The organism is Pseudomonas arsenicoxydans, assembly GCF_900103875.1.
In the GTDB taxonomy this organism is placed as follows: Bacteria; Pseudomonadota; Gammaproteobacteria; order Pseudomonadales; family Pseudomonadaceae; genus Aquipseudomonas; species Aquipseudomonas arsenicoxydans.
Genome location: NZ_LT629705.1, coordinates 4,104,023 through 4,117,283, shown reverse-complemented (window position 1 = coordinate 4,117,283; position 13,261 = coordinate 4,104,023). Strand labels below are relative to the sequence as shown.

Annotated in this window: 10 protein-coding genes; 3 read left to right on the top strand and 7 right to left on the bottom strand. The window is 57.9% G+C overall.

Annotated features, from left to right (window positions below):
• Positions 1-21: 21 nt before the first annotated feature.
• The 5 genes from BLQ41_RS19320 to BLQ41_RS19285 form a co-directional block, all read right to left on the bottom strand.
• A complete protein-coding gene (locus BLQ41_RS19320) occupies positions 22-600 on the bottom strand; it encodes a hypothetical protein (protein ID WP_090183337.1) in 579 nt (192 codons plus the stop codon).
• A gap of 1 nt (position 601) precedes the next feature.
• Positions 602-2,770 carry a xanthine dehydrogenase family protein molybdopterin-binding subunit gene (locus tag BLQ41_RS19315; protein ID WP_090183335.1) on the bottom strand — a complete coding sequence of 723 codons (2,169 nt, stop codon included), beginning with the start codon at positions 2,768-2,770 and terminating at the stop codon, positions 602-604.
• Between the two features lie 24 nt (positions 2,771-2,794).
• Entirely contained in the window at positions 2,795-3,250 is a 456-nt protein-coding gene (locus BLQ41_RS19310; RefSeq protein ID WP_090183333.1) for a (2Fe-2S)-binding protein, read from the bottom strand.
• A gap of 1,035 nt (positions 3,251-4,285) precedes the next feature.
• Positions 4,286-5,440: an NnrS family protein gene (locus BLQ41_RS19290; RefSeq protein WP_090183326.1), complete on the bottom strand. Its 1,155-nt coding sequence runs from the start codon at positions 5,438-5,440 to the stop codon at positions 4,286-4,288.
• Entirely contained in the window at positions 5,440-5,688 is a 249-nt protein-coding gene (locus BLQ41_RS19285) for a transmembrane sensor/regulator PpyR (protein ID WP_090183324.1), read from the bottom strand. The genes BLQ41_RS19290 and BLQ41_RS19285 overlap by 1 nt, the downstream gene beginning before the upstream one ends.
• A gap of 266 nt (positions 5,689-5,954) precedes the next feature.
• Between BLQ41_RS19285 and BLQ41_RS19280 the strand changes: the two genes are divergently transcribed.
• The 3 genes from BLQ41_RS19280 to BLQ41_RS19270 all read left to right on the top strand — a co-directional run bounded on the left by BLQ41_RS19280 (position 5,955) and on the right by BLQ41_RS19270 (position 11,199).
• The gene (locus tag BLQ41_RS19280) at positions 5,955-6,452 is read left to right on the top strand and encodes a VOC family protein (protein ID WP_090183322.1); all 498 of its coding nucleotides are present in this window, start codon (positions 5,955-5,957) and stop codon (positions 6,450-6,452) included.
• A gap of 34 nt (positions 6,453-6,486) precedes the next feature.
• The gene (locus tag BLQ41_RS19275; RefSeq protein WP_090183320.1) at positions 6,487-7,320 is read left to right on the top strand and encodes a helix-turn-helix transcriptional regulator; all 834 of its coding nucleotides are present in this window, start codon (positions 6,487-6,489) and stop codon (positions 7,318-7,320) included.
• Between the two features lie 192 nt (positions 7,321-7,512).
• On the top strand, positions 7,513-11,199 hold the full coding sequence (locus BLQ41_RS19270; protein WP_090183318.1) for a hypothetical protein: 3,687 nt from the start codon (positions 7,513-7,515) through the stop codon (positions 11,197-11,199).
• A 3-nt stretch (positions 11,200-11,202) separates the two neighbouring features.
• Here BLQ41_RS19270 and BLQ41_RS19265 read toward each other — a convergent pair whose 3' ends face one another.
• Positions 11,203-11,790 carry a LysE family translocator gene (locus BLQ41_RS19265; protein WP_090183316.1) on the bottom strand — a complete coding sequence of 196 codons (588 nt, stop codon included), beginning with the start codon at positions 11,788-11,790 and terminating at the stop codon, positions 11,203-11,205.
• 80 nt (positions 11,791-11,870) lie between these two features.
• Positions 11,871-13,202 (bottom strand): aminotransferase-like domain-containing protein, encoded by a 1,332-nt coding sequence (locus BLQ41_RS19260; RefSeq protein ID WP_090183315.1) that lies wholly within the window; start codon positions 13,200-13,202, stop codon positions 11,871-11,873.
• Between the last annotated feature and the right edge of the window lie 59 nt (positions 13,203-13,261).

Here is a 13,261-nt window from a genome sequence, read left to right as displayed (position 1 = left end):
TCCCTGTTACCGGACCGCCGGTCAACTGCCCTCCACCGGACATGGCCCTCCTGCGTCCGCCCAGAGCTTGAACTGGGTGACGAAAATGTCGTGTGGCACCGGCACCGGCGCCCTTCCTTCTCCGGGGTTCCAGCCCCATAGCACCAGTTTGTCGTCACTGACATGCTTGATCAGCGCGGCGAAATCCCGATCACCATTGCTGGCGCGATCCTTGATCATTGCGCACAAACGGTCGGCCGGCAGCCCGATCCAGGCCATTTTGTGCGCCGCAGGCGGCAAGCTCCAATGCGGCGCTCCCGGTGGGGCATGGGGCCCGTAACTGGCGGGCGGATTACTGTCGGCATGACACGTCGCACAGGGCAAACCCGCCGCGCCCTTGCCGTCCATCCCGCGAACGACATTCATCGCATGGGGGATGCCGGCGTCGAACTGCAACGGTGAGTCCCCCGGGATATGGCAGTTCTGGCAGCGCGGGCTCTGGAACAACTTCTGCACCGTTTCAAACGCCTTTATGGCTTCCTTGTCATCGGCAAACAGGTCCTCGGCGTAGCTGACCAGACCGACCAGCACCACCGCGCCCAGAATCAGATGTCGTCTCATTTCACACCCCCGACAGTTGCAACGGCAGTTCCCGCAGGCGTTGCCCGGTCAGGGCGAACACCGCGCTGGCCACCGCCGGCGCCGTGGGTGGGACGCCGGCCTCGCCGATCCCTCCGGACCTTTCGGTGCTCGGCACGATGTGCACTTCGACCACCGGCATTTCGTTCAGCCGCAGCACTTGATAATCATGGTAATTGGACTGCACGACCTGCCCGTTCTTCAGCGTCAGCTTGCTGTGCAAGGTGAACCCGAGCCCGAAGGTGATGCCGGATTCCATCTGTGCGGCGATGCTCATCGGGTTGACGGCAATCCCGCAATCCACTGCGCACACCACCCGATGCACTCGAATCGCCAGGTTGTCCTGGGACACTTCAGCCACCTGTGCCACGTAACTGCCGAAGGACTCATGCACCGCCACCCCCAACGCGTGGCCGTCCGGCAGAGGCGCCGTCCAGTTGGCTTTCTCGACAGCAAGGTTGAGCACGCCCAGGTGCCGCGGATGCGCCTTGAGCAAGGTGCGTCGATATTCCACCGGGTCCTTGCCGGCCGCCTCCGCCAATTCGTCGATCAACGATTCCATGACGAACGCCGTGTGGCTGTGCCCCACCGAACGCAGCCACAGCACGTTGATGCCGGTTTTCGGCGAGTGCAGTTCCACTTGATGATTGGCCAGGCCTTCAAGGTACGGACTGTCGGCGACGCCTTCGACCGAGGTCTTGTCGACGCCGTCCTTGACCATCGTTGCCTCGAGCATGGTGCCGGCCATGATCGACTGACCGACCATCACATGCTTCCAGGCCAGGGGCATGCCGTCGGCGTCCAGGCCGATTCGAGCCTGATGCAAGAACGCCGAGCGGTAATAGCCGCCGCGGATGTCGTCCTCCCGCGACCAGACGGTTTTCACCGGTTCGCCCGCTGCCTTGGCCACTTGCACGGCTTCAGCGACAAAATCCGAGGTCGGATTGGCCCGGCGGCCGAAACCGCCGCCGAGAAATTCGGTGTGGATTTCCACCTTTTCAGGCTTGAGCCCGGTGATCTTGCCCGCGATCATCTGATCCAGCGTCTGGAACTGCGTGCCGGTCCAGATCTCGCACTTGTCCTTGCTGATTTTCACAGTGCAATTGAGCGGTTCCATCGGTGCGTGGGCCAGGTACGGCACGCTGTACTCGACGTCGATGGTCTTGACCGCTTTGCCCAAAGCGGCGGCCGTATCACCGGCCTTGCTCGCCGAAATGCCGGGAGTGGCCGCGAGCTTGCGGAAAGTTTCCAGCAGTTGCTGGCTGTCGAGACCGGTGTTCGGCCCCAGGTCCCACTCGACCTTCAACGCATCGCGCCCAAGCTTCGCAGCCCAGTAATGATCGGCAATCACCGCCACGCCAGTAGGCACTTGCACCACTTTATGCACGCCTGGCACCGCCAGCGCTTCGGCACCCTCGAAAGATTTGACGCTGCCACCGAACACCGGCGAACGGGCCACCATGGCCGTCATCAAGCCGTCGAACTGCACGTCCATGCCGAACTTGGCGCGGCCGGTGATTTTCTCCGGGGTGTCCAGGCGCTTGGTGGGTTTGCCGATGACTTTCCAGTCCTTGGCATCCTTGAACTTGATTGACGCGGGATCCGGCACTGGCAGCTTGCCTGCGTCATCCGCGAGCTCGCCGTAGGTCGCACGCTTGTCGCCGGCAACCACCACGCCTGATTCGGTATGAATCTCGGAGGGCGCAACGTTGAAGCGCTTGGCCGCCGCCTGGATCAGCATCAAGCGCGCCGCCGCGCCGGCCTGCCGATAGCGGTCGAATTCCATCCAGGTCGAGGTCGAGCCGCCGGTGATCTGCATCCCGCCGAACCCCGCCATGCCATAGTCCGCCGCCGAAGCGGGTGAATGCTCGACGCGGATCTTCGACCAGTCGGCGTCCAGCTCTTCGGCGATCAACATGGTCAGGCCGGTCCAGATGCCCTGGCCCATTTCCGAATGGCCGAGCAGCACGGTGACGGTGTTGTCATTGCCAATGCGCAGGAAAGCATTCGGCGCAAAAACATTGCCTTCATTCTCCGCCCCCAGAGCAAAGCGATGAGCGCCGGGGATGACGAACGCCACCACCAGACCCGCGCCCAATGCGGCGCTGCCCTTGAGGAAACTGCGGCGTGACACAGGGTTGATGCTGTTCATGTTCAGACTCCCTTCAACGTGACATCAACCGATCTCGGCCGCGCGTTTGACCGCGGCACGGATCCTTGGGTAGGTGCCGCAGCGGCAGATGTTGCCGGAGAGCGCCTGGTCGATGTCGCTGTCGGTGGGTTTGGGGATCTTGGCCAGCAATGCGGCGGCGGACATGATTTGTCCGGACTGGCAGTAACCGCACTGCACCACGTCGAGTTCGGCCCAGGCTTGCTGCACCGGGTGCGAGCCGTCGGTGGAGAGGCCTTCGATGGTGAGAATTTTTTGGCCGTGGGCGACTGCCGTGACGGGGGTGATGCAGGAGCGCAGTGGTGCGCCGTCGATGTGTACGGTGCAGGCGCCGCACTGGGCCATGCCGCAACCGAATTTGGTCCCGGTGAGGTGCGCGACGTCGCGCAGGACCCAGAGCAATGGCATGTCTGCGGGGACATCGAGCTCTTGGTCCTTGCCGTTGATGTTCAGGGTCAGCATTGTGAATTTCCTCAGACTCACGGTGTTCTGGAGGGGCGTCGCTGTGGTGATGAAGATGGCTATGCGCGCTTGGGTTATCCATACAGCTAAGCGCAAAATGCCGGGCGAGAGGGGTTCATCGACCATCGGTCACGGTTGGGTCTTGATGGGATTGGGATTGGGATTGGGTGTATATCCGTTTTTTTGGTGATGGCGGATATTGGTTCCGCCCTGACGGCGGGTCACTTGGAAGAGCGCCAAGTAACCAAGCGCTTTTGCCCCTGACGTTCGGTGCCTCGCTAAGGCTCGGCATGCCCTCGTTCCGGTCCTGCTCCGTGGGCCCGCCGCCATCGGCCATCCATGGCCGGGGGCGGCTAACCCGGCATCCATGCCGGGTTGCCCACTGCGCAGAACCTCCACTCGGCCTCTCGAGGCGGCGTGCACTGCAAAAGCAAAGCGAGGCGGCCTACCGGCCGACCTGATTCTTCAACGCTTGCGCGTCCTGATCGTTCCCATGCTCTGCGTGGGAATGCATCCCGTGACGCTCCGCGTCACCCTTGCGCAAGACTCAAGTCTGGTGTCGATAGTTGGGACGCAGAGCGTCCCCGGCGGCATTCCCACGCGGAGCGTGGGAACGATCAACAGCAACAACATCGCGAGCAGGCTCACTCCCACAAAAAGCAGATCAGCGCACCGCTGTTGCTCCTCACCACTCATCAGGTCGAGCGTTAGCTCGCCTTCCGCTTTTGATCTTGATCGTGATCTGCCCCGTCGGGAGGCCGAACGCAGGTTCTGCGCAGTGGGCAACCCGGCATGGATGCCGGGTTAGCCGCCCCCGGCCATGGATGGCCGATGGCGGCGGGCCCACGGAGCAGGACCGGAGTGAGGGAATGCCGAGCCTAGGCGAGGCACCGTACGTCAGGGGCGCAAGCGCTTGGTTACTTGGCGCTTTTCCAAGTAACCCGCCGTCAGGGCGGAACCAATATCCGCCATCACCAGAAAAACGGATATGCCCCCAACCCAACCCAACCCAACCCAACGCCAAGCCTCAAAAAATCAACACCTGGGCTTGAGCAAAATACCGGTATACCGAGCAAGAAACAGCACAAAAGCACCACTCCAAAACAACGCCGAGAGCGCCAACCCAAACCCGGAAAAAGGCACCAGAAACACCCGACACACAGCCGCAATCAACAACAACGCAAACCCCAACACCACAAGACTCGAAGGTTGCAACAAGCGCCCCGTATGACCAAGGCTGACCCGGGCAATCATGGCCAGAATCAATCCACCGATACCACCAACAGCCAGTGCATGCGTAGCCAGACTTTGCTGCGGCATGACGCCCGCGTGCCACAGTGCCATCGCCAGCGCCGCAACCATCAACCAGGCATACGCCAGATACAGCGACCAGAGCAGCGGCACCCGCCAAATGCCCCGATCATGCCAGCGCCACAAACGCAGCAGGTGCAACACGCCCATCAACCCAAACAACAGCGCCAGCCAAGGCCTGGGGCCGTCATTCAACCCACCGGCGAAGGACACCGCAGCGAACAGGCTGCACAGCAACAAGACCCGAGTGGGCAATGCTTGAGCGGCACAGGCAGCAGCCCGGTTCAAGCCGCGCTGGATAAAGAACGGCAGGACCCGCCCGCCAATCACGGTCATCAGCGCCGCCACCAACCACAAGGCCGCCAGTACACCACGCCGTTGCAGACCCGCATCATCCACCGCGATGCCCCACAAGGTCATGCCTTGAGCGCCGGCCATCAACGCGATCACCAACAACACCGGATAATTGTCACGCTTGCCCGCCGCGACCAGATCCCGCCCGATCGCCCAGGCCAGCAACGGAAGAAAAGGCACTTGCACCAGCAACAACAGCCCATCGGGAATGGGCAGTAACCAGGCAAATCGCGCCAGCAGCCACACCAGTACCAGGCCGATCAGCGGCCAGCCATTGAGGCCAGGACGCCCCGTCCAGTTGGGCACGGCGGTCAGCAGGAACCCGGCGATGATCGCCGTGGCAAAACCAAACGGCATTTCATGCCGATGCCAGGCCAGCATGCCGCCAACGGGTTGCGCGCCGGGCAGTCGGCCATACAACCACAACGCCCAGATCGCCACCGCGATTGCAGCGAAACCGGCACCGGCCAGGAAAAAGGGACGAAAGCCGAGACTGAAGACCGGGGCAGCGGCAAGTCTGCGCATTACGCCACCACCCTTGCCAGACTTATTCCCAGACGATGCTGGGCCAGCAGACGCATCACATAACCGATTTTGAGCAGGGTCGGCCCGATGATGGTCATGGCATGCATCGACACCAGCGCGACAATCGGCAGATGGCCGTTGTACAGGTAGGCGCCATAGATGCCGGCCAGCAGCATGACCAGGCCGACGCCCAGCACTTTGCTCGACAGATGCAGTACGTTCAGGGGATTGCTGAAGAAATCGAACATTTTCCGTACTCCTGAAACAGGTCAGTTGTACCGAAGGTGTATCAAGTCCCATGCCACATTTTTAATCGTTTAAAATCAATCATCTAAATCTAAATGAGTCATATCGACAACAGTGCAAAAGAGTCTTAATGACACGATATGTTGTCATATCGACTCCATCCTAAACCATTCGACTTGGCTGCTTGTCGATCTACGGTCCAGCCAATCGACTACAGGCTGGCTACGCTGATAATCCGGCATGAGCAACCCGTAGAGGAGCATCTCCCATGCAACGCGTGCAAAAACTGACTCCCTGCCTCTGGTTTGACGATCAGGCTGAAGAGGCTGCGAAGTTTTACTGCTCGATCTTCGATCATTCCAAAATCACTGCCATTACCCACTATGGCAAAGCCGGTCAGGAGGTTCATGGCCGGCCTGAAGGCTCGGTGTTAACGGTCAGTTTCGAACTCGACGGACAGCCGATGACCGCACTCAACGGCGGCCCGGTATTCAAGTTCAATGAAGCGGTTTCATTTCAGGTCAACTGCCAGACCCAGGAAGAAGTGGACTATTTCTGGGGCACCCTTTCCGCTCATCCAGAGAGCGAGCAGTGCGGCTGGGTCAAGGACAAATTCGGTCTGTCCTGGCAGATCGTGCCGGTCGCCATGATGGACATGATGAAAGACCCCGACACGACCAAATCCCAGCGCGCCATGCAAGCCATGATGCAGATGAAAAAACTCGACATCGCCACCTTGCAGCGAGCCTTTAACGGCGAGAGCTAATACACTCGCGCTCTGGCCGCCGAGTACATGAACGATGAAGCACACCGTTGCCAAATACGCAGACACAGCCCCACGCTTCTGGCGCGATGATGCCCTGCCCTTCATCGAAGCCCGGTCCATCGCTGATGGCCGCGAGGTCTGTTACGCCCGGCATTCTCACGCGCACTTCTCCATCGGTGCGATCACCGCCGGGCACAGCACCTACCTTCATGAGCAATCGGCCTTTGAGGTCAGCGCCGGCACCGTGGTGCTGATGAATCCCGGCGATGTTCACGCCTGCAACCCGATCGACGACCAACCCTGGTCCTACCTGATGCTGTACGTCGAGACGCCCTGGCTGACCGATTTGCAGCATCAGCTCGGTTTCAGTCAGGACTCGGCGTATCGTCGGTTTTCCGTTACCCATACCCGCGATGGCAACCTGTTCGCGGGCCTGAAGGATCTGTACGCAATACTGGTTGATCCTCTGCAGGACGTGTTGAGCAAGCACAGCGCAGCGGTGGAGTTTTTCACCGAAGTCCAACAGCAACTCAACCCGATTGCCCAGCCGTTGCGCGAACCCAATTTCAAGCTGGAACGGGCAGCCGATTACATCCGCGACAACTGCACCCTGATGCTCAAGCTCGAGGATATTTGCGAGGCAGCGCAGCTGTCGCCGTCCTACCTGATCCGCGCCTTCAAGCAGCATTACGGCATGACGCCCCATGCCTTTCTGGTTAACCGACGAATCCAGTTCGCTCGCGAACAACTGCGCAACGGCAAGTTGATTGCCGATGTAGCGCTGGAAGCAGGGTTTGCTGATCAGGCGCACTTTCAGCGAGCATTCAAACAGCATTTGGCGGCAACGCCAGGACAGTATCGCGGCTGATTATTCAACAATTAAAACATCAGGCAGCTTTTATTATCCTGGCTAACAGTGCCACTAGCAGACACATCAGGACAACAGATACCCGTTGTGATTGAACAATGTAGTTCGCTAACCTTTCCAACGCCGCCTACTCTACGCCCAACCCAGGCGTACAACTTATTAATATATCAACGCGCAAAGGATTGCCCACCCATGAATGACAATCTCGCCATTTATAACGTCGCCAACTTCAGCACTACCTTTTCCGATCCGGAACTCAGCGAAAAAAATCAGACAACTCAAGCCCTGGGCATCTCAACCAACCAACCAGACTTCTTCAAACAAGGCGGCTTTGATAATTTCCACCTTCACATCACCGAGGACTCGCAGTTTTACAAAGCGCACAGACCTGGAAAACTTTTATTAACAGGCCTTGTTCAACACCCGGCATTTATTGATGCTCGCGCAACACTATCATTACCAAAAGAAACTACTTTTCACGCCGACACTAATGGCCGCATCCACGTATTAGAACAAGTCCACAAACAAATTTTTCACTCTGCTCTGGGTGTTCGCTTTCGCACTGTTTTCGAGCGACACGACATCACAAGTGAGATCGAACAAGTTGCAGAGCTTGAAAAAGAGCTGAATACCCTGAAAACACAAGCACAAACCACTGGGGGTATCAGCTCGACTTCGCTGATCAGCGTTGCGCAATGGTTGCGTTTTCATGAAATCGACGTACCGCAAACGGCCGACCAGGCAGCAAACCTGCTGGATTTTTTCAGCATTGAACCAGCCAAGGGACGCAGCAATTTCTGTGAAGTGTTTGCCAGCGCTGCACACTCCAGATATGAGCTGACGACCGAACACCGTTCGACTATTTGGAAAGTAACCGATCGATTGCTGGATGGTAATGAATTGCTTATCAACCACTTGATAAACGTCATTTCCTGGCAGGGTGCCCAGCCTTTGCCGAACGCGATCCAGCCGCAAACCTACGACGACTTGCAGTGGTTGTTAAGTCAACCGGAAACTCGCGCCATCGCTCGTCATTACACCGAGGCACTGGGATGGCATGACGCCGGGATGGACGCCGTATCGAACATCGTATTGGGCCGACAGGTGTTGTTGGCGGCGATCATGCTCGACCTCCGAATCAACCTTGATAATAAAACTTCTGAAATCAATATTGCCGGGTACACGTTGTACTCCACCGCCAATGTCGAAAAGAGTTGGCTGGAGGTCCGTGCGGAGTTGGAAAGTCACTTTGCAAATAAGGTGACCAGCAACGGCAAATATATCGACCCTGCGGCTGTGCCGATGATTGTATACGCCCTGCTGACAGAGTTGGCTCCAGCGTTTCTGGTACAAGACGCACCTGCTTCTCTGCAAGTGGGTTCGACAGCCTGGGTGGTTTTGAATCGTGCCGTAATGCTGGCGGAATTCAGTGCAGCAGGCTCATCTCAACTATTAACTTATGCGGAACTACTGAAGCGCGCGATGATAGCCCCCATCAGTCATCGACAGCAGTTGCTGCATAACGCCGCCACGGTTCAACCGGTTTTGTACTGGGCACTGATCAACGAATCCATACCTCGGGATTCGGGCAGTCACTTCAGTCAGGAAGCGATCAATACCGCAACCACACAATATAATGACTACCTGGATGAACTGAGTCATTGTGCAAACATGCTGTCGACACCGATTCCCAGCCGAAAAAAACTTGCACTTGAAACACTGAAATTTCACGTACCTGACTGCGATTTTCTAGAAACGAAAATCCTCAAAAAAAGTCGGGGTTTTTCCGGCCAAGACCCCCTGACCATATCGATCCTGGACGCTTACCTCTCCAATAACCTGGCGAACAGGCAATGGCATATGGTTGGCAAGGATATTTATACGCTGTTTCCACAACTGTTGACGCTGCCGTCGATAATCGAGATTTTCCACCAGGCAGTTGACGCTCATCTCAAACGCTTGGAAGAAGCGACAACCACCGTCATTCGCCATGCGCTCGCGTCTCTCCCACAACAAGACCGCGGCCAGTTGGGCGTTGGCGAGATTGGTGTATTTTCGCTTCGCCGATACGTGTCGCGAGACCCTTTCAACAGCCAGCCCATACAGCCCACGGACCGCGGCCGATTTGGTGTGATCATCACCGCGACACTGGGCAACGAGCTCCATTGCTACGAACTGAATACACTCACCGGCGAATGCAAAAAAAATCAGTCCCTGGCACAAGCTTTCAGAGTGTCCGGGCTCGTAGATGAAATCGACGATTTCATACCTGAAGCGCTGATTGCGAATGACCGTGGAGAGCTATCGCTTAACGCAGCGGTGGATCTGGACGCTTATTTCAACGGCAAGCCATCGAAGAATGTGGTTCATCAGTTCTTTAACGTAGACCTGTTGTCTTTGCTGCCCAGACGAACAGGGAGCACCGCTGATTACCGGTCTCCACTGCTGGCCTTTCGTTCCATGGCATTCAAGGATATCGCGCGTTTCATCGTGTCCGAGGCTCTGTATGTGACAAAAGACTCACTGATCGCAGCAGGTTTCGACAAAACAGAATTTGAGCTGCGTTTAGAAGAGGACGTCAGATGGGCGGACACCATTGCCAATATCATCATTCCATTCAAAAGCTGTATTGAAGACCTCGAATCCGGGGACAAGGACCGCCGGACCAGCGGAATCTGGGGATGTTTGCTGGATGGTGCCGCCGTGTTGCTGCCCTTTATCGGATTTGCGGGCACCGCTGCCAACCTGCTCTTCAAGGCGGGCAGCCTGGGTTCAAAAATTTCGTCCGTGACCCGGCTGAGTTTGAAGTTTTCGCTATCGCTGTTTAACCCCGTGGATGGCATTCCCACCCTGCTGGGTAAAGGCGCCGTGCGCATTGCCAAGCTGGGCGGCAGCGGATTCGAACTGGCGACCGGTCAACTGCGAAAGTTGACCGGAAGCGCGGACGCTTACGATTTTGTCCGGGCCTCGCAACTCAATGCAGCGGCCGAATCCCGCTTGGCTCTTCCCATGCTAGAGCATGGCAGATTCGTTTTTAAAGACCCTGATTTGCTCGATGCGGAGAACGTTCTGCAACGCTTGTTGAAGAGTAACGAGAGCATGCTGGCGAACGAATTCTCCAATATTGAAATCAAGCATTTGCTGGAGAACTCGCTGAGCGACATTGTGCTCAGATCCGAGGGGGCGAAAAATTTGAAAACCGTTCTGCCGGCGGACGCTGTCGACATCATCGCTAAACATGAGGTGCAAAAATATGATCTGTCACACCTGCACGTCTACAAAGACACCCCTTCGGCATTACCAGACATTCTAAGTAGCGTCTTGGATGTGGAGGTCAAAAACATCAACTTCATGAACGCACATCAGGACAACTTGCTTCAACTCGACCTCGGCAAGCCCCCCTACATCGGTGTGTCGACAGAAAGCACCTTCAACCCTGGCGGTCTGACTGATGATGTGGAACGTGCCGCAGCCTGGATCTTCAACGCCTCCGGCTCCAAAAATGACCTGGAAACGTTCAAATCGTTGCTTCGTGAATATGCCGACAACAGCGACTCGCTTAGTGATCCGTCCGTATTGAGACAGATACATAAAAAAGCCATTCCGACCCCCGAAAAAATTTACCGTTCTCCGACAGTAACGGCCAGATATCCCGCAAGCGTTTCCGGTGCTCATTTACTGGAAAAACACTTGGCAAAACTGGACGCGAGTTCCGAACACTTCAACAAGCAGTTATTCGGTGCCTTGCTGGGATATCACAGTTTTGCCGATGGTAATGGCAGGGCAGCCCGGACTGTTTATGCCATCTCGGAGCTGCGAAAGGGACGCTTCACTGCCCTGTCCGTTCCTACCGAAAATGCGCTTAGCGGCCTGGCCTGAGTGTTAAGGCAATAGCAGGTAGCCCGCACAAAGCGCCAGCAGGATTGCCATACTCCGGTTGAACAATCGCATCCCTGCAGGGTTATTGAGGTAACCCCGCAGGAATGTACCGGCATACACCCAACACCCCACCGACACGTAGCAAATCACCAGATACACCGCCGCAAACTGCCAGACCAGCCGCGCCTCGCCGTTCGCGACGAACGCGCCCATGCCCGCCACGCAGGCCAGCCAGGCTTTCGGGTTGAGCCACTGCATTACCGCGCCGTACAGCATTGACGGTGCCCGGTGCGACTCTTTCGCATCGATACGACCATCGTCCGCCGCCAGTTTCCAGGCCATGAACAACAGGAACGCCACGCCGGCCAGTTGCATCACCTGAGTCATTGCCGGCCAAAGGAGCAACACCTCATGCAGTCCCAGCCCCATCAACACCAGTAACAGAACAAACCCCAACGTGGCCCCGGCGACGTGCCGTTGACTGGCGCGAAAACCGAACTGCGCCCCCGAGCTCAGCGCGACAATGTTTACCGGTCCAGGCGTAATCGAAGCCACCAGCGCAAATGTGGCCATGGAAATAATCAGACTCATTGCACACCTTCTTCAATCAGGGAAATCAGCGCTCAACGTACTGACACCCCTGCCCTGCGTATTGAAGAAAACTGCCTAAGTTACGTAAATGCCCCCACCACCCGCTTCACTTTCACCAGCGCCGCCGCGAGCGAGTCCATGTCCACCGACCCCAGCGCCAACCGGATCGCGTGCGGCACATGAATAGAGGTCGCAAAGGGTTCGGCGGTTGAAACCGCCACCTGCTCACGCAGTAACGCCACGGCGATTTGATCGGCTCTCGCGTCTTCCGCCAGGGGCAGCCAGATATAGTAGGAAGAAGGATGACGAATGTAGTGCAGCCCCGTCAGCACTGTGTCAGCCAAGGCTTGCCGGGCCTGCGCATCTGCGCGCTTTTGCGCTTCCAGCGCGCTGACAGTCCCGTCATCGATCCAGGCGCAGGCAATCGCGGTCATCACCCCGGGCGTGTTCCAGGTGGTCGCCCGGATCGTGCGCTCCAGCGCGGCCACCCGGTGCACTGGGGCTGCGACGAATCCGACGCGTAAACCGGTGGCGACGCTCTTGGAGAAGCCCGAAACGTACACCGTTCTTTCGGGTGCCAGGTGCGCGATCGGCGGCAGTGAATCTTGGGCCAGAAAGGCGTAGGCAGCGTCCTCGATGATGTGCAGGTCATGCGTGCGCGCAATCGACACGAGGCGATCCCGTTGATCGGCGGGCATCACCCACCCCAGCGGATTGTGCAGCGTCGGCATGGTGTAGACGGCGCGCACCGAACGGCTGCGGCAGAGCTTTTCAAGCGCATCCAGGTCTGGCCCCTGATCAGTGAGCGGAATCGGTACGATTTCAAGGTGCAGCGTTTCGGCCAACACCTTGAACCCCGGATAGGTCAAGGCGTCAGCGGCGATCACCTCACCGGGTTGCAGCAGCGCCATGAGGGTCACGGCCAATCCATGCTGGGCGCCACTGACGATCAACACCTGTTCGGCCTGAACACTCAGCCCGCGCGTCAGCAGATGACGCGCAATCGATGCCCGCTCATGCAGGCGGCCCGCATGCGGCTGGTAGCGCAGATGGGACTCCAGATCACCGGATAACGCGAGCTGGCGCAAGGCATTGCGCAGCAGGTCGGCCTGCCCCGGCACGGAGGGGTAGTTGAAGTTGAGATCGATCATCCCGACCGCCACCGCCGGCTGGTGAATCCCTTGGCTCGGTGGCAGCGACGTCTCCCTGACGAACGTGCCGCGCCCCGTTTCACCGCTGACCAGCCCCATCGCCTCCAGTTCTGCGTAGACCCTGCTGGCAGTGACCAAGGCCAGCTTTTCCGTGGTGGCGAGCTGACGGTGTGTCGGCAAACGCGTACCCGGCGGCAAACGTCCAGCACGGATATCGGCGGCAAACGCGTCCACCAGCGACTTGTAACGGGAGCGAGGCATAAAGATGTATCCATGACAATTTTTTGATTGTATCGATACTCGGTCATACGATGCCCACA